This is a genomic window from Amycolatopsis sp. NPDC023774 (genome assembly GCF_040639695.1).
Lineage (GTDB): Bacteria > Actinomycetota > Actinomycetes > Mycobacteriales > Pseudonocardiaceae > Amycolatopsis.
This window is the reverse complement of the sequence record NZ_JBFAAJ010000031.1, coordinates 20,056-35,472: the sequence shown is the minus strand read 5'-3', so window position 1 is coordinate 35,472 and position 15,417 is coordinate 20,056. Positions and strand designations below refer to the sequence as shown.

The following is a 15,417-nucleotide window of genomic DNA, read 5'->3' as shown; positions in this document are numbered from 1 at the left end:
GAACATCGCGGGGGCAGGATGAGCCAGCTCGATCGGGTTGAACTTTCCAGGCGGGGTGCCGAGGAAGCGACGCGGCTGGGCCGTTCGGGGGTCGAGCTGGTGGCGCTGACCTTCGTCGACAACTCCGGGATCTCGCGGGTGAAGGCGGTTCCGGTGAGCCGGCTCGCCGAGGTCGCGGCGTGGGGCGTGGGCGCGTCGAACTCGTTCGACTTCTTCCTGTGCACGGACACGATCACAGCCGGCGCCTACTCGCGCGGCCCCGTCGGCGACCTGCGGCTGCACCCGGACCTCGACGCGCTCACGGTGCTCGCCGCGCAACCCGGGTGGGCGTGGGCGCCGGCGCTGCGCTACGACCAGGAGGGCGAGCCGCATCCGCAGGACTCGCGGGCGCTGGCGACGACAGCGGTGGCGAAGCTGGCCGAACGCGGGTTTTCGGCGCGGATGGCGTTCGAGCTCGAGTGGGTGATCGCCGGACCGGGCGGGGCGCCGGTGGCGGGGCCGGCGTACGGGTATTCGCGGCTGGCCGAGCAGTCGGCGTACGCGCGGGATCTGGTGTCCGCTTTGGACAGTCAGCATCTCGGGGTCGAGCAAGTGCACCCGGAATACGCGGCGGGGCAGTTCGAGGTCTCCGTGTCCGCCGACGATCCGGTGCGGGCGGCGGACGTCGCGGTGCTGGCGCGGGAGACGATCCGCGCGGTGGGGGCGAACCACGGGCTGAGGACGTCGTTCACGCCGAAGTTCGCGCCCGGCGGCGTGGGCAACGGCGGGCACGTGCACTGCAGCCTGTGGGAGGGCGGGCGGAACCTGTGCGCCGGCGGCGCCGGGATGTGCGGGCTGAACGAGGTCGCCGAGTCGTTCGCCGCGGGCATTTTCAGGCGGTTGCCGGCATTGCTGGCCGTCGGAGCGCCTTCGGTGGTGAGTTACCTGCGGCTGGAACCCCACCGCTGGGCGGGCGTGTTCACCGCGTGGGGCCTGGAGAACCGGGAAGCGCCGCTGCGGTTGGTGCGCGGCCCGGTGGGGAAACGGGAAACGGCCGCGAATTTCGAAGTGAAATGCTTTGATCTCACGGCCAATCCGTATTTGGTCGTGGCCGGGTTGCTGTTCGCGGGAATCGCGGGGCTCGATTCCGCGGCACGGTTGCCGGAGCCGGTGGAGGTGGATCCGGGGACGTTGTCGGCCGGGGACGCCGCCGCCGCGGGAGTGGTGCGCCTCCCCCGCTCACTGGAGGAGGCCGTGGCCGCGTTCGTCGCCGACGACGTGCTGAAATCGGCCTTCGGTGCGGAACTGGCGACGACGTTGATGGACGTGCGCCGCGGCGAGATCGACGAACTGGGCGGGCTCGACGCCGAAGAGCTGTGCGCCGTGATGCGCTGGCTCCACTGACCTCACCCAGCAGTCCGGCGACTTCCGAACGCAGCTGCGGCAGCTTCGCGTAGAGCTGGTCGCCCGGGCATTCGGTGTTGTAGTAGTCGCGGTGGCCCTTGATCTCCTCGACGGGGATGCCGTACTACCCGCACGCATACGCGATGAACACGACCAGCGAGTCCCACTGTGCCTGCGGGGGCTCGACGGACGTGTACGTGCCTTCGTTCTCGATACCGATCGCGTTGTCGTTCTGGCCCGGGCAGTGCGCGGCGCGGACGATCCGGTTGCCGTCGCGCAGCGCGTCGAGGCTGCCGTGGCGGCCCTCCATGCGGTAGCCCCCGCGGGAGATGGTGAAGTGCTGGCCGGTGTCGGACCAGCCGTTGTTGTCGATGTGGTCGGCCTGGTCGTCGCGCGCGACCTGGAACGCGTGGGACAGCGAGTAATCCGTGCTGTTGGGGCACGCGATGTTGGCCGGATGGTCCAGCGTCGTCAACGGATCGGCGGGCGGCCGCGCGCCCCACTCGGCGCAGCTGTAGACGCGGGGCTCGGTTGCTGTTGGGCTCGGGGTCCGGACAGGAGCAGCCCGGCCGGTCGCGGCGGTGAGGCCGACGGCGCCATCGAGGAACGAGCGCCGAGGGAGGTGGGTGAACTCCATACCGAACACAGTCCCCGCCCGAACACAGTCCCCGCCGTCCCAGGGGGGCGTGCCCATGTCCAGCCTATCGGCCCCCACCGACAAAACCCGTGATGAAGCCAATCGGCGGCCGAGTCCACAACTCGGCCCGGGGTGTGGACAACTCAGATCAGTCGCCACTCGTCACTGGGACCCCGTGGCCGCCACCTTCGCCGTGATCGGTTCGAGTGCGGCGATCAACTCGTCGAGTTCTGCAGGCGACAACGTGTCGTACGGCGCAGCAGCGAGCTCGTCAGTCATGGTCTCGATGCGGTGTTTGGTCTCGCGGCCGGCGTCGGTGAAATGGCCGTCGGCGTCGACGAGGCCGCGTTCGCGCAGCCCGGACATGACCGCGGCCAGCCGTGCCTTCGGCAGGTGGTGGATGCGCCCGAACGACTCCGGCGGGTGGATGCCCATGTCGAGCGCGGAGAGCACGTGGGCCTCCGCGCCGCCGATGCGCGCGCCGACGAGAGCGGCGATGTGGCCGTCGGCGCGGTGCTCGCGCAGCGTGGTCGCGGAATGCCACAGGCGCGCGACGGGGTCGCTCGGCACCGGGAGGGCTCGCATCCCGGCGAACATCACCCGGCCCGCCGTGGGCGTGTTCGCCGCGGCTTGGGTGGTCAGGTCGGCGGCGCGCACCAGGCCCGGGGAGCCGGCCAGCCCGTCACCGAGGATCCGCCGCAGCGACGCCGCGCTGCCCCGCTCCCGCGCGGCGACGGACGCCTCGGGCGGGATCGTCTCCCACGCGCTCGGGATGTGCCGCGCGACCTCACCGTCGGCGAAGTTGTAGAAAGCCGCGTCCACGACCTGAGCCGGCACGCGCCCCAACGGCGCGGCACGGCTCGCGAAGTAGCCGTCCCAGTAGGTGCGGTGGCCGAGCGCGGCCAGCTCCTCGTTGCACTCTTCCGAGAAGAACGTGACCAGGCAGATCGGCTCCAGGAGCTCGTGCATGCGACGGGCGGTGCAGGTCATGGCCCGCATCCTGCCAGCGAACACGGCCCTGCGGAGCAAAACGCCGAATCGGCCGAAGTCAGGCCCGAGCCGGAGCCCGGCGCACGCCTTCCGCGAGCTCCTCCGCCAGCTTCCGCACCCCGTCCACGCTGCCCTCGGCCGCGGCCGTGACCAGGGCCGACCCGACGATCACCGCGTCGGCGAAGCCGCCCACCTGGGCCGCCTGGTCGCCGGAGCGGACGCCGAGGCCGACACCGATCGGAAGGTGCGTGTGGGCCCGCGTGCGACGGACCAGGTCCTCCGCGTGCACGCCCACCGCGTCGCGGGCGCCCGTGACACCCATGACCGCGGTGGCGTAGACGAAGCCGGACGACGCGGCGGTGGTCAACGCCAGGCGTTCCTCCGACGACGACGGCGCCACCAGGAAGATCCGGTCCAGACCGCGCGCCTTGGACGCGGCCGTCCACTCGGCGGCCTCGTCCGGGATCAGGTCCGGTGTGATCATGCCCAGCCCGCCGGCCGACGCGAGGTCGCGCGCGAAGCGGTCCACGCCGTAGCGGTGCACGGGGTTCCAGTACGTCATCACCACGGCCTTGCCGCCGCGCGCCGACACCGACTCGACGACCTCGAAGAGCCGCTTGAGCTTGAACCCACCGGCCAGCGCAGACTCGGCGGCGGCCTGGATCGTGGGCCCGTCCATCACCGGGTCGGAGTACGGGACGCCGATCTCGAGCAGGTCCGCGCCGCCGTCGATCGTGGCGGCCAGGAGGTCCTTCGAGCCGTCGACCGACGGGAATCCGGCGGGCAGGTACCCGACCAGTGCGGCCCGGCCTTCCGCCCGCGTCGCCGCGAACACGTCGTCGAGCGCGCTCACTGATCCTCCCCGTCGACGAGGCCGAACCACTTGGCCGCGGTGTCCATGTCCTTGTCGCCGCGCCCCGAGAGGTTCACGACGATGAGGCCCTCGGGCCCGAGCTCACGGCCGAGCACCAGGGCACCGGCCAGCGCGTGGGCCGACTCGATGGCCGGAATGATGCCTTCGGAGCGCGAGAGCAGCCGGAACGCGTCCATGGCCTCGGCGTCGGTGACCGGGCGGTACTCGGCGCGGCCGGAGTCCTTGAGCCACGCGTGCTCCGGGCCGACGCCCGGGTAGTCAAGCCCGGCCGAGATGGAGTGCGACTCCACCGTCTGGCCGTCCTCGTCCTGCAGCAGGTACGACATCGCGCCGTGCAGGTTGCCCGGGCTGCCCTTGGTGAGCGTCGCGCCGTGACGGTCGCCGTCGAGGCCCTCGCCGCCCGGCTCCAGGCCGACCAGCCGCACCGACGGATCGTCGTAGAAGCCGGAGAAGATGCCGATGGCGTTGGACCCGCCGCCGACGCACGCGGCGACGACGTCGGGAAGCCGGCCGGCCTGCTCCAGGATCTGCTCGCGCGCTTCCTCGCCGATGACCTTGTGGAAGTTGCGCACCATCATCGGGAACGGGTACGGGCCCGCGGCGGTGCCGAACAGGTAGTGCGTGGTCTCGGAGTTGGTCACCCAGTCGCGCAAGGCCTCGTTGATCGCGTCCTTGAGCGTGCGGGAACCGGTCTTGACCGGCACGACCTCGGCGCCGAGCAGCTTCATGCGAGCGACGTTGAGGGCCTGGCGCTCGGTGTCGACCTCGCCCATGTAGACCAGGCATTCGAGGTCGAGCAGCGCGCACGCGGTGGCCGTGGCCACACCGTGCTGGCCCGCGCCGGTCTCGGCGATCACGCGCTTCTTGCCCATGCGCTTGGTGAGCAGCGCCTGGCCGAGCACGTTGTTGATCTTGTGCGATCCGGTGTGGTTGAGGTCCTCGCGCTTGAGGAACACCCGCGCGCCCCCGGCGTGCTCGCCGAAGCGCTTGGCCTCGGTGAGCAGCGACGGGCGGCCCGCGTAGTCCTTGAGCAGGCGGCGCAGCTCACCGGTGAACTCCGGGTCGCGACGCGCCTTGTCGTATTCGGCAGCGACCTCGTCGACGACGCCGATCAGCGCTTCCGGCATGAACCGCCCGCCGTAGGGGCCGTAGTAGCCGCGCTCGTCCGGGTCGTGCTTGCTGTGCTCCTGGGTCACCGCGACGGCCTCGGGCAGGCGGGGTGCGAACCGGCGGTGACGAGCTTCACCAGCGCGCCCTTCGGGTCACCGGAGGCCACCAGGCCCTCGCCGACCAGCACGGCATCGGCGCCCTGGCCGGCGTAGGACATCAGGTCGCCGGGGCCGCGGACGCCGGACTCGGCGACCTTGAACACCTCGAACGGCAGCCCCGGGGCGAGGCGGGAGAACACGTCCCGGTCGACTTCCAGTGTGTGCAGGTTGCGGGCGTTGACGCCGATCACCTGGGCGCCGGCCTCGAGGGCGCGGTCAGCCTCTTCGGCGTTGTGGATCTCCACGAGCGCGGTCATGCCGAGCGACTCCACGCGGTCGAGCAGCGCGGCCAGCGCGTTCTGCTCCAGCGCGGCGACGATCAGCAGCACCATGTCCGCGCCGTGCAGGCGCGCCTCGTGGACCTGGTACGGGCTGACGATGAAGTCCTTGCGCAGCACCGGAACATCGACCGCCGCGCGCACGGCGTCGAGGTCGGCGAGCGAACCGCCGAAGCGGCGCTGCTCGGTGAGCACGCTGATCACCCGCGCACCGCCGTCCTCGTAGTCCTTGGCCAGGGAAGCGGGGTCGGCGATCGGGGCGAGGTCGCCCTTGGAGGGACTGCGCCGCTTCACCTCGGCGATCACGCCGATGCCCGACTCACGCAGGGCCGCCATCACGTCGCGGGGCGCCGGGGACTTGGCCGCGCGGGCCTTCAGCTCGTCGAAGGGCAGGGCGGACTCGCGCACGGCGAGGTCCTCCCGCACACCGGCGACGATGTCTTCGAGCACACTCACCGGGCGCACCCGCCCGTCGGCGAAACCATCGATCCTGTCGCAAGTTCGCTCACAAAAACCTTCCCCTTCCCGCCGAAACGATGCTAACCCCCGCTCGAAGACCGGCCCGTTCCGGGTGCACGCCTTGCTCCGAATGCGCTTCGGTATCCCGCGTTCACCTGCCCGCGGTGGGGTCCTCACCCTCGGAAAGTGCCTCCCACAGCTCGATGTCCGGATCACGCTTGGCGCGCTGGGCGCCCGGTGCCGCGTACCGGGTGCCGAGCCGCCGCGCGGTGCCCGCGCCCTTGACGGCCACCAACCCCGCGACGACGAGGAGAATTCCGCCCAGCACGGCCAGCCCGCGGCCGAGCAGCATCTCGGTGACGGGCAGTCCTGGCGCCCAGCCGCTGAACTTGACGCCGTTCACGCCGGTCCAGATGCCCGCGACGCCCGCGAGCGCCAGCAAGACGCCCAGGATCCGCCGCGCCCAGCCGCCGGTGGCGATCACGCCCGCGACGCCGGCCAGCGCCAGCAACGCCAGCGGCACGAGTGCTGTGGCGCGCTGCTCGCCGTCCTCGGTGTAGAGCTGGATGCCGAGCACGCCGCCGTCGCGGAACTCGGCGAACCACGCGAGCTTGGACGCGCCCCACAACGCGAGCGCGCCCAGCAGCAGGCCGACGACGATCATCCACAATGGACGGCGCGAGGGCTTGGCCTCGGTCGGTACCTGCGGCCGGCCGGCTGGTTGCGGTTCTCCCTGCTCAGACACCGGCGGAGTCCTCGGCCGGATCCAGCTCGCCCGCGGGAACCATGGTCTGGGCCGCCGCGACGGCCGAGAGCACCGTGCGCGCTTTGTTGAGCGACTCGGTGTCCTCGTAGTCGGCCACGGAGTCGGCGACCACGCCGCCGCCGGCCTGGACGTAGGCGACGCCGTCGCGCATCAGGGCGGTGCGGATGGCGATGGCCGTGTCGGCGTCGCCCGCGAAGTCGAGGTAGCCGACCACGCCGCCGTACAGGGCGCGGCGTACGGGCTCGAGCTCTTCGATCAGCTGCATCGCCCGCACCTTGGGCGCACCCGAGAGCGTGCCGGCCGGGAAGCAGGCGGTGACGGCGTCGAACGCCGTCTTGCCCTCGGCCAGCTCGCCGGTGACGGTGGAGACGATGTGCATCACGTGGCTGTAGCGCTCGATCTGGAAGAAGTCGACCACGTGCACGCTGCCGGGGCGGCAGACCTTGCCGAGGTCGTTGCGGCCGAGGTCGACGAGCATGAGGTGCTCGGCGCGTTCCTTCTCGTCGGCCAGCAGGTCCTTGGCCAGCTGCGCGTCCTCATCCGGGTCGGCGCCGCGCCAGCGCGTGCCCGCGATGGGGTGCGTGGTCGCCCGGCCGTCGCGCACGGTGACCAGCGACTCGGGGCTGGAGCCGACGATGTCGAAGCCCTCCAGCCGCAGCAGGTACATGTACGGGCTCGGGTTGGAGGTGCGCAGCACGCGGTACACGTCGAGCGCGTCGGCGCCGGTCTCGATCTCGAACCGTTGCGAGGGCACGACTTGGAACGCTTCGCCGGCCTTGATCGCTTCCACGGCCTTGTCGACCGCGGCGTGGAAGTCCGCCTTTGTGCGGCGGCGCTTGAACTCCGGCGCCGGCCGGTCGAACGTGGCGACGGTGGGCGGCGCGGACACGCGCAGCTGCTCGGTCATCGCCGACAGGCGCTCCAGCGCGCTGTCGTAGGCCGCGTCCACGCGCTCGGGCGAGTCGTCCCAGTTGACCGCGTTGGCGATCAGCGTGACGGTGCCCTCGTGGTGGTCGAACGCCGCGAGGTCGGTGGCCAGGAGCATGGTCAGCTCGGGGATGTCGAGGTCGCGCTCGGCGAGCTCGGGCAGCTTCTCCAGCCAGCGAACGGCGTCGTAACCGATGTAGCCCACCATGCCGCCGGTCAGCGGGGGCAGGCCGGGCAGCGGCTCGGTGTGCAGCGCCTCGACGGTCGCGCGCAGCACCTGCAGCGGGTCGCCCTCGGTGGGCAGGCCGACGGGCGGCGTGCCGGTCCACACGGCCTTGCCGTCGCGCACGGTCAGCGCGGCCGGGCTGCGCACGCCCACGAACGACCAGCGCGACCAGGACTTGCCGTTCTCCGCCGACTCGAACAGGAACGTACCGGGCCGGTCGGCGCCGAGCTTGCGGTAGATCCCGAGCGGGGTCTCCCCGTCGGCGAGGACCTTGCGCACCACGGGGATCACGCGGCGGCCTTCGGCGAGGGCGCGGAACTCGGCGCGCGAGGGGCTGACCGGGCCGGGCCCGGCGGATTTGCCGGCTGCTGAGCTGACCATGCGCCCCATTGTGCCGCGCGGGCCTCGGCGGACCTTGGGCGGCCCTCGAATTCAGCACCTGTTGAATTCGAGGAAACGAGGAGTCATAGTGGACCCGTGAGCACCGAAGACACTACCTCCCGCAGGCGCGGCCGCCGGCCCGCCGGACAGGACACCCGCACGGCGCTGATCGAGGCCGCGCGCGCGGTGTTCGCGGAGCACGGTTACAAACGCGCCACCGTGCGCGCGATCGCCGCGCGCGCCGGCGTCGACGCGGCCATGGTCAACCACTGGTTCGGCGGCAAGGAGGGCCTGTTCGCCCAGGCCGTGCTCGAGCTGCCGTTCTCCCCGCTCGAGCTGCTCGCGACCCTGCGCGACGGCCCCGACGACAAGCTGGGCGAACGGATCGTCCGCGTCTTCGTCACCCGCTGGGACGGCGCCGGCGGCGACACGTTCCAGGCGCTCATCCGCAGCGTCGCGGGCCACGAGCTGGCCGCCACCGTGCTGAGGGAGTTCTTCTCACGGTTCTTCGCCGAGGTGATCGGCGACATCGGCTCCGACCAGGCCGGGCTGCGGACCACGCTGTGCGCCTCACAGGTCGTGGGACTCGGCATGGTCCGCTACATCGCCCGCTTCGAGCCGATCGCGTCGGCCGAGGTCGAAACGCTCGTCACGGCGATCGCGCCGAACCTGCAGCGGTACCTGACCGGGGATCTCGGGCTCTGAGCGGTTCACCGGTGGTCACCGCCACCGGGTACTGACCGCCTTCAGCACGAGCGCGTCGGCTCCCGGGACGAACAGCACCACGCGGCCGCCTTCGCCGGCGAGGAAGCCCCGGTGGCGTCCGCGGCCGAAGCGTGCGTACGCCCGGGACAAACCGTTGGCCGGCCGCAACCGCAGGCGGCTGCGGTCGGTGAACGTCGCGGGTGACGACGCCGGGCTCGTCGAAGTCGGCGTTCACGGCTCGCCAGCCGGTCCGCCGTGCCGCGCGCCGGCGCTGCCCCCACACCGTGGCTAGACCGTGAGATCGCGCTGGTGCGCCGCAGCGGACCTCGCCTCCTCGGCGGCGAACCGGTTCGCTCCGGTGACCATCATGCCGACTCAGACGACGACGGCCACGACGAACAAGGCCGCTCGCCCGCCCATCCGCTCGACCACTCGCTCGCCGCCCCCGGGCCGCGCCTCGTCCCCGGGCGGCAGCCACGGCTCGCCGTCACCGGGTGTCGCGCGGACCGCTGGAAACTTCGGCAGGCCGCGCCTTTTCTTGCCGACAGGGCGTTTGCTCATCGGCCCACCGGCCGGCCCGCGCGCGGACCGCACGCGAGCATCAGGACCAGTCGCGGCCCTCGCCACCGAGCCACGCGCGCTGGGGTTCGTGACGCCGGAAGAACGAGTAGCGGCCGGGCAGGGGCGTGGCACCCACGGTGTGGTCGACGGCGATCGTCGGCGTGCCGCGGGGCGGGTCCTTCACGTCGACGACCCGGCCGACCGCGCGCATCCCGCTCACGAGCAGCGCTTCCGCGGAAGCGTCCAGGGCGATCATGCCGCTCACGGTGAGCCGGCGGTCCGCCCGCTTGAAGAGCACGAACGAGCCTGCGATCGTCGCGGCCACCACGAGGCCCCACAGGGCGACCGCGCCGAGAGCTTGCCAGATCCGCGAGCCCACGGCCCGGTTCAACGTCACCGGGTCCGGCTTCGGCAGCGGCCCGGTGCGGGGTAGGAGAGGTTCGTCGTCTTCCTGGCGCGCGGTTTCGCCCGCGCCGGTCGTCCCCAGAGCCATCAGGAGAGCGTACGACCGGGAAATCTCGTTCCATCAGTGAAAAAGCTGCGATCCAGAACATCGGCGGGGAAGGCAACCGAGAGGGCCTGTCGAGCGTGCTGACGGTCCCTCAGCGGTCATCCGCCGCGGCGGGGATCGAACGCGCGCAAGGCCACCACGCGCGGGCCGCCGCGTCGGGAACCGTTGGGCAGCACCAGAACGAACCGGCGCCCCGACCCCGCGACCTTCGCTCCGGCCCGACGGTTCCCCTCGGCAGGAGGCACTCGCGTCAACGAGGTCGTGCGAGCGGCCACCCGACGGCCGCCGACAGAGAAGCGGACGACCTGCGCGTGGTCGGCGGGGTCGTAGGCCTGGACGCGGACGGGCCGCCACCCCGTGCGGCCGGCGAGCCGGCGGCGACGCGCCCAGCCCACGGCGAGGGTGATCGTCCACGGCAGGAGGATCACCACGAAGATCAGCGGGATGGAGAAGACCGCCATCCAGCCGTCGCCGACGTTCTGTTCGTCTGCGGTGCGCACGCGGGCCGGGTCGTCGGGGTCGTAGAACACCGAGACCGGTTCGCCCACTTCGTAGTCGCGGTCGGAGTCACGGTTGATCTCGGCCTGTTCGGGAACGCCGGCGGCGGTGTAGGAGACCGTGACGGTGGGCGTGCCGTCGCCGTCCCGGGGCGTGTCCACCGCCACGACCTTGCCGGTGACCTCGTCGCCGTGGTCGAGGAGCCAGTCGGCGCGCAGGCCCTGCCACCCGATGCCCAGCGCCGACGCCGGCACCACGAGCGCGCACAGCACCGCCAAGCCGACGGCCCGCCAGAACTGCCGGCGCAGCGCGCGATCTTCCAGTCCGGGCACGGCGGTCGAGGGCGCAGGAAGCGGTTCACCGGCGCTCTTATCGGTCTTCCCCAGGGCCACGGCCAAAGCGTACGACGGCCCTCTGCACCGCGGCCGCGGCCGTCCCACGGCGAGGACCGTGCCGGTGACCCACGCCCCGCGCTCCGGCAAGCGTTCGCCGCCGGTTCAGGTGAGCTTCCACTTCGAGGTGGACGTCGGGCGAAGCGGGATCGCGTACGGCTCGTCGTTGCGGGGGGCCAGCGGGCCGGACAGGACCGAGGCGGTCTTCGCCTCGACGGTGACGTGGCCCAGGCTCACGAGGACGGCGAGGAGGGGCGCCCACGTCATCCCCGTCGGCTGAGGTTCACGTCGTCCCGCAAGCGCGCGGTGTGCGGGTTGGCAGGGTCGTAGAACACCGGCATGATTTCGCCGGCGGTGTACCGGTGCCCGGAGAGGCGGTCGATCTCCGCGCGCGAACTCACGTCGGCGAGCGCGTGGTCGACGGCGACGACTCGGTCGCTCACGTCCGTCACCTCGCCGTCCGTGCGGGCACCGTGGATCAGGAGCGCTTCGGCCGCGGCGCTCGCCGGCAGCAGACCGGTGCACCCGGCGGGCAGCACGGCCAGCCACGCCACGCGGTCCACACGGAACGCCGGAACGGCGGCGAACCGCGCCGTCCCACCGACGGTGCTGCTCCTCGATCCGCTTGGCCCGCCGGCGCGCGGGCGTTCCGAGGCCACGTCGGCGCGCTCATCGGCGCCGCTCGACCCGGCGGAGGCGGACCAGCGAGGCGTTTCGACTCACCCGCGCGCGACCACGGTCGGCAGGGCGTACGGTGCTTCGCCGCGGCCGTGGCGGAAGAGGACCACCGACGCCGACCCCGTGCCGCCCAGCCAGGCGGGGCCGGTCGGTGTAGGTGCGCAGGAAGCGGGCGCCGTGTGTGGACGGCACGGCGCGCAGGCGGATGGCTTCACCGGAGGGCAGCGCACGTGGAAGTACGGCGCGTTCACGCCGCGGCCGGTGCGGGGCGCGAGGACGACGGTGGCCGTGCCCTCGTGCCGGCCCGTGCGGCGCACGGCGCGGGAGCGGCGGGACCAGCCGACGGAGCCCGTCGCGGCAACCAGGAAGCCAGCAGCACCAGGCTGACGCCGATCCAGGCGAAGTCGACGCCGTTCTCGCTCAGGCCGTCCTCGGCGGTTGTGCGAACGCGCGGCGGGTCGGCCGGGTCGAAGACCACCGTCACGGACTCGCCCGGGGTGCAGGCGGCCGTGGAGCTGCGGTCGACGCGTTCGGTCAGCACGCGGCCGCCGGCACGGAGGGACAAGTCGATCCAGCGGGTGCCCTTCGGCGGGGTGGCGGCGGAAACGACCGTCCCCGGCACGCGCGTGCCGGTCGCCAGCAGGGTATCCGCCGAATGGAGGACCCCAGCACCGCGACGAGCCCGCCCGCGCAGACCAGGCACCACAGCGCCGCGAGCGCCCACGCTCGCGAGGCGACGGCGCGCAGCCGCCGCGTCTCGCGGGCCAGATCGGCGCTCAGCGCGCGAGCAGCACGAATACCAGCGCGAGGACACCCGGCAGCACTTGCACCAGCAGGATCCGCTTCGAGGCCGTCGCGGCGCCGTACAGGCCGGCGACGATCACGCAGGCCAGGCCGTAGAGCTTGAACTGGAAGCCCGTCGGGTCGGTCGCGATGAGACTCCAGATCAAGGCCGCCGCGAGGAAACCGTTGTAGAGCCCCTGGTTCGCGGCGAGCGCCTTGCTCTCCTGCGCGAACGCCTCGGTGGTGCCGAACGCCGCTCGGGCGCGCGGGGTCGTCCAGAGGAACATTTCGAGCACCACGATGTAAATGTGGATGAGCGCGACCAGTCCCACCAGCACGTTCGCGACAACCGTCACGGGGTGTTCTCACTATCGTCGGCGAGGAGCAGGCGCTCCGCGGAGTCGAAACAGGTGTGGGTGCCCGTGTGGCAAGCCGGGCCGGTCTGGTCCACGCGCAGGAGCACTGTGTCACCGTCGCAGTCGATCCGCACTTCGCGGACGTGCTGGACGTGCCCGGAGGTCTCGCCCTTGACCCACAGCTCCTGGCGGCTGCGGGACCAGTAGGTCGCCCGCCGGGTGGTGAGGGTGGACTCCAGGGCCTCGTCGTTCATCCAGGCCATCATCAGCACGTCGGACGTCGAGTGCTCCACGACGACGGCCGCGATCAGGCCGTCGGCGTTGCGCTTGAGCCGCTGGGACAGGGTCGCGTCCAGGCTCATCGGACGACGACCCCGCCTTCACGCAAGGCGCCCTTGACGTCGCCGATCTTCAGCTGTCCGAAGTGGAACACACTTGCCGCGAGCACCGCGTCGGCGCCGGCCTCCACGGCCGGGAGGAAGTGCTCGACGGCGCCCGCGCCACCGCTGGCGATCACCGGCACGCGCACCGCGCGGCGGACCAGCTCGATCAGCGACAGGTCGAAGCCGGACTTGGTGCCGTCGGCGTCCATCGAGTTGAGCAGGATCTCGCCGACCCCCAGCTCCTCGCCGCGCGCGGCCCACTCGACCGCGTCGATGGCGGTGCCGCGGCGCCCGCCGTGGGTGGTCACCTCGAACCCCGACGCTGTCGGCTCGCCGCCCTCGGGCACGCGCCGCGCGTCGACCGACAGCACGATGCACTGGGCCCCGAACCGGCGCGACGCCTCGCGCAGCAGCTCCGGACGCGCGATCGCGGCCGTGTTGATGCTCACCTTGTCCGCGCCCGTGCGCAGCAGGCGGTTCACGTCGTCGTTCGAGCGCACGCCACCGCCCACGGTCAGCGGGATGAAGACCTGCTCGGCCGTGCGGCGGACCACGTCGAAGGTGGTCTCGCGGTTACCCGACGACGCGGTGACGTCGAGGAAAGTCAGCTCGTCGGCGCCTTCGTGGTCGTACAGCCGGGCCAGCTCCACCGGGTCGCCGGCGTCGCGCAGATCGGCGAAGTTGACGCCCTTCACCACGCGACCCGCGTCGACGTCCAGACACGGGATCACCCTCACCGCCACAGCCATGCCACCAGGGTAGCCGTCCACCTGCGACGGTCCGCCCGCCCGGTCGGAGCACGGGCGGTCACAGGACGGGAGGAGTCCAATCCCACAGGGGCGCGGCCTGCCGCCGGATCACCGACGCGGGCATCAGCGGCACGGTCACCGCCAGCAGCGCGTGCAGCCACCACGCCGACGACGTGTCGGCCACCGCCTTGCCGCGCGCCTGCTTCGTGACGTACGCCGCACGCGGGCGGCGCGCGGCGTCGTACGCGGCGAGCGCCTCGGGCACGGGGTGGTCCCGCAGCGAGGCGGCGAGGACCACGGCGTCCTCGATCGCCTGGCACGCGCCCTGGCCGAGGTCCGGCGGCACGGCGTGAGCCGCGTCACCGAGCAGCGCGACGCGCCCGCTCGTGAACGCGGGCAGCGGATCGAGGTCGAGGATGTCGTTGTGCAGCACGGCGTCCGGCCGCGTCGCCGCCACGAGCTCGCGGGCCTCGGCGGACCAGTCCTCGACGCGGCGGGTCACCTCGGCGTGCTCACCGGGGTAGCGCACGCCGGGTGTGGCCTCGGCGGCGCCGAGGGCCCAGCAGGCGCGGCCGCCGGGCAGCGGATGGATCATGAAGTACGCGCCACGGCCCATCGTGAAGCTGCCACGCACCGGCGGCGCCGCACCGCGTTCGGTGACCCCGCGCCAGGCCGTGTAGCGGAACCCGGGCCCGGGCGCGGCGGGGAACAGCCGGCCGCGAAGTCCACTGTGGACACCGTCCGCCGCCACGATCACGTCCGCGTCCACTCCGGACGATTCGGTCACTTCGGTTCCCGTGCGCACCATGGTTTCCGGCAGCTCCGCCAGCAAAGCCGAATGCAGCTCCGCACGGTGGAACGCGGCGAGCGGCTCATCCCGACCGGCCCGGAACCGGCGCAGGAAGCGGCCCGAGGACGTCCGAAGGGTCCCCGTGACCTCCGAGGGCGCCGAGTGCTTCCGCACCCGCTCTCCGATCCCCAACGCGTCGAGCGCCCGCATCGCGTTGGGTGCCAGGGAAAGCCCGGCCCCGATCTCCCGCAGCTCGGGCGCGCGCTCCAGCACCGTGACCTCGTGTCCCCTGCGGCGCAACGCGATCGCGGCCGTCAGTCCGCCGATCCCGCCGCCCACCACCGCGGCCTTCACTGCGGCTCACCCGCGTCCGCGAACTCCTCGGCCAGCCACGCGAACGCCGCGTCGGCGCTGCGCACGCGCGCCGCCCGGCCGCCGTCGCGTTCGAGCAGCTCGATGCCGGCGGTCGTGATGTCGCGGAACGAGCCCAGCGTGGCGATGCGGCGGCGGATCACGCGCTGCCACGCGTCGTCGTCCACGCGGTAATAGGCGGTGCGCTCGCCGCGACCGAGCCGTTTGCCGACGAGCCCGGCGTCGAGCAAAAGCCGCAGGTTCGTGGTGAGCGACGCGCGGCTCGCGGCCACCGCCTCGGCCAGCTGCGCCGCCGACTGCTCCGGCGGGTGGCACGCCATCAGCCAGCCGAGCACGCGCCCCGCGATCGGCGGCAGGCCGTACTCCTGCGTGAGGAAGCCCGCGACCCGCTCGACCCAGTCGAGCACCTCGTCGTCCATGTAGGTCAGCATAGGCTAGTCACCGCTGAAA

General features: G+C 72.3%; 20 protein-coding genes. 2 read left to right on the top strand and 18 right to left on the bottom strand.

The window, feature by feature from the left end; genetic code table 11:
* Positions 1-18 precede the first annotated feature (18 nt).
* On the top strand, positions 19-1,383 hold the full coding sequence (locus AB0F91_RS38530) for a glutamine synthetase family protein (RefSeq protein WP_360605944.1): 1,365 nt from the start codon (positions 19-21) through the stop codon (positions 1,381-1,383).
* A gap of 124 nt (positions 1,384-1,507) precedes the next feature.
* Here the strand turns inward: AB0F91_RS38530 and AB0F91_RS38525 are convergent, their stop codons facing one another.
* The 7 genes from AB0F91_RS38525 to AB0F91_RS38495 form a co-directional block, all read right to left on the bottom strand.
* On the bottom strand, positions 1,508-2,020 hold the full coding sequence (locus AB0F91_RS38525) for an N-acetylmuramoyl-L-alanine amidase (protein WP_360605942.1): 513 nt from the start codon (positions 2,018-2,020) through the stop codon (positions 1,508-1,510).
* 162 nt (positions 2,021-2,182) lie between these two features.
* Positions 2,183-3,010 carry a MarR family transcriptional regulator gene (locus AB0F91_RS38520; protein WP_360605940.1) on the bottom strand — a complete coding sequence of 276 codons (828 nt, stop codon included), beginning with the start codon at positions 3,008-3,010 and terminating at the stop codon, positions 2,183-2,185.
* Positions 3,011-3,068: 58 nt separating this feature from the next.
* A complete protein-coding gene (trpA, locus tag AB0F91_RS38515) occupies positions 3,069-3,863 on the bottom strand; it encodes a tryptophan synthase subunit alpha (RefSeq protein WP_360605938.1) in 795 nt (264 codons plus the stop codon).
* A complete protein-coding gene (gene trpB, locus AB0F91_RS38510) occupies positions 3,860-5,080 on the bottom strand; it encodes a tryptophan synthase subunit beta (RefSeq protein WP_360605936.1) in 1,221 nt (406 codons plus the stop codon). Before trpB ends, trpA begins: the two co-directional genes overlap by 4 nt.
* Positions 5,077-5,886, bottom strand: coding sequence for an indole-3-glycerol phosphate synthase TrpC (trpC, locus tag AB0F91_RS38505; RefSeq protein ID WP_360605934.1), 810 nt, complete (start codon positions 5,884-5,886; stop codon positions 5,077-5,079). The genes trpB and trpC overlap by 4 nt, the downstream gene beginning before the upstream one ends.
* Positions 5,887-6,040: 154 nt before the next feature.
* A complete protein-coding gene (locus tag AB0F91_RS38500) occupies positions 6,041-6,553 on the bottom strand; it encodes a Trp biosynthesis-associated membrane protein (RefSeq protein ID WP_360606025.1) in 513 nt (170 codons plus the stop codon).
* A gap of 73 nt (positions 6,554-6,626) precedes the next feature.
* Entirely contained in the window at positions 6,627-8,189 is a 1,563-nt protein-coding gene (locus tag AB0F91_RS38495) for an anthranilate synthase component I (protein WP_360605933.1), read from the bottom strand.
* 96 nt (positions 8,190-8,285) lie between these two features.
* On the opposite strand from AB0F91_RS38495, the gene AB0F91_RS38490 reads away from it, so the two are divergent.
* A complete protein-coding gene (locus tag AB0F91_RS38490; protein WP_360605931.1) occupies positions 8,286-8,894 on the top strand; it encodes a TetR family transcriptional regulator in 609 nt (202 codons plus the stop codon).
* A gap of 375 nt (positions 8,895-9,269) precedes the next feature.
* On the opposite strand, the gene AB0F91_RS38485 is transcribed toward AB0F91_RS38490, so the two are convergent.
* The 11 genes from AB0F91_RS38485 to AB0F91_RS38435 all read right to left on the bottom strand — a co-directional run bounded on the left by AB0F91_RS38485 (position 9,270) and on the right by AB0F91_RS38435 (position 15,386).
* Positions 9,270-9,455, bottom strand: a complete 186-nt coding sequence (locus tag AB0F91_RS38485) for a hypothetical protein (RefSeq protein ID WP_360605929.1) — start codon at positions 9,453-9,455, stop codon at positions 9,270-9,272.
* Between the two features lie 40 nt (positions 9,456-9,495).
* A complete protein-coding gene (locus tag AB0F91_RS38480) occupies positions 9,496-9,948 on the bottom strand; it encodes a hypothetical protein (RefSeq protein ID WP_360605927.1) in 453 nt (150 codons plus the stop codon).
* Positions 9,949-10,064: 116 nt separating this feature from the next.
* On the bottom strand, positions 10,065-10,856 hold the full coding sequence (locus AB0F91_RS38475) for a DUF3592 domain-containing protein (RefSeq protein WP_360605925.1): 792 nt from the start codon (positions 10,854-10,856) through the stop codon (positions 10,065-10,067).
* Between the two features lie 105 nt (positions 10,857-10,961).
* Positions 10,962-11,123 carry a hypothetical protein gene (locus AB0F91_RS38470; protein ID WP_360605923.1) on the bottom strand — a complete coding sequence of 54 codons (162 nt, stop codon included), beginning with the start codon at positions 11,121-11,123 and terminating at the stop codon, positions 10,962-10,964.
* Positions 11,120-11,419 (bottom strand): hypothetical protein, encoded by a 300-nt coding sequence (locus tag AB0F91_RS38465; RefSeq protein ID WP_360605921.1) that lies wholly within the window; start codon positions 11,417-11,419, stop codon positions 11,120-11,122. The genes AB0F91_RS38470 and AB0F91_RS38465 overlap by 4 nt, the downstream gene beginning before the upstream one ends.
* A gap of 362 nt (positions 11,420-11,781) precedes the next feature.
* Positions 11,782-12,156, bottom strand: a complete 375-nt coding sequence (locus AB0F91_RS38460) for a hypothetical protein (protein WP_360605919.1) — start codon at positions 12,154-12,156, stop codon at positions 11,782-11,784.
* Between the two features lie 154 nt (positions 12,157-12,310).
* Entirely contained in the window at positions 12,311-12,673 is a 363-nt protein-coding gene (locus tag AB0F91_RS38455; RefSeq protein ID WP_360605917.1) for a DUF1304 domain-containing protein, read from the bottom strand.
* Entirely contained in the window at positions 12,670-13,035 is a 366-nt protein-coding gene (hisI, locus tag AB0F91_RS38450) for a phosphoribosyl-AMP cyclohydrolase (protein WP_360605915.1), read from the bottom strand. Before hisI ends, AB0F91_RS38455 begins: the two co-directional genes overlap by 4 nt.
* Positions 13,032-13,805 (bottom strand): imidazole glycerol phosphate synthase subunit HisF, encoded by a 774-nt coding sequence (hisF, locus tag AB0F91_RS38445; protein WP_360605913.1) that lies wholly within the window; start codon positions 13,803-13,805, stop codon positions 13,032-13,034. Before hisF ends, hisI begins: the two co-directional genes overlap by 4 nt.
* Positions 13,806-13,863: 58 nt before the next feature.
* Positions 13,864-14,949: an FAD-dependent oxidoreductase gene (locus tag AB0F91_RS38440; RefSeq protein WP_360605911.1), complete on the bottom strand. Its 1,086-nt coding sequence runs from the start codon at positions 14,947-14,949 to the stop codon at positions 13,864-13,866.
* Entirely contained in the window at positions 14,946-15,386 is a 441-nt protein-coding gene (locus AB0F91_RS38435) for a transcriptional regulator (protein WP_360605909.1), read from the bottom strand. Before AB0F91_RS38435 ends, AB0F91_RS38440 begins: the two co-directional genes overlap by 4 nt.
* Positions 15,387-15,417 lie beyond the last annotated feature (31 nt).

Bases quoted from the DNA above. Each gene is read 5' to 3' on its own strand.
- AB0F91_RS38530 (WP_360605944.1), top strand. From the start codon at position 19: ATGAGCCAGCTCGATCGGGTTGAACTTTCCAGGCGGGGTGCCGAGGAA.
- AB0F91_RS38500 (WP_360606025.1), bottom strand. From the start codon at position 6,553: ATGATCGTCGTCGGCCTGCTGCTGGGCGCGCTCGCGTTGTGGGGCGCG.
- AB0F91_RS38435 (WP_360605909.1), bottom strand. From the start codon at position 15,386: ATGGACGACGAGGTGCTCGACTGGGTCGAGCGGGTCGCGGGCTTCCTC.
- AB0F91_RS38495 (WP_360605933.1), bottom strand. From the start codon at position 8,189: ATGGTCAGCTCAGCAGCCGGCAAATCCGCCGGGCCCGGCCCGGTCAGC.
- AB0F91_RS38520 (WP_360605940.1), bottom strand. From the start codon at position 3,010: ATGACCTGCACCGCCCGTCGCATGCACGAGCTCCTGGAGCCGATCTGC.
- hisF (WP_360605913.1), bottom strand. From the start codon at position 13,805: ATGGCTGTGGCGGTGAGGGTGATCCCGTGTCTGGACGTCGACGCGGGT.
- hisI (WP_360605915.1), bottom strand. From the start codon at position 13,035: ATGAGCCTGGACGCGACCCTGTCCCAGCGGCTCAAGCGCAACGCCGAC.
- AB0F91_RS38485 (WP_360605929.1), bottom strand. From the start codon at position 9,455: ATGAGCAAACGCCCTGTCGGCAAGAAAAGGCGCGGCCTGCCGAAGTTT.
- AB0F91_RS38480 (WP_360605927.1), bottom strand. From the start codon at position 9,948: ATGGCTCTGGGGACGACCGGCGCGGGCGAAACCGCGCGCCAGGAAGAC.
- AB0F91_RS38470 (WP_360605923.1), bottom strand. From the start codon at position 11,123: ATGACGTGGGCGCCCCTCCTCGCCGTCCTCGTGAGCCTGGGCCACGTC.
- AB0F91_RS38525 (WP_360605942.1), bottom strand. From the start codon at position 2,020: ATGGAGTTCACCCACCTCCCTCGGCGCTCGTTCCTCGATGGCGCCGTC.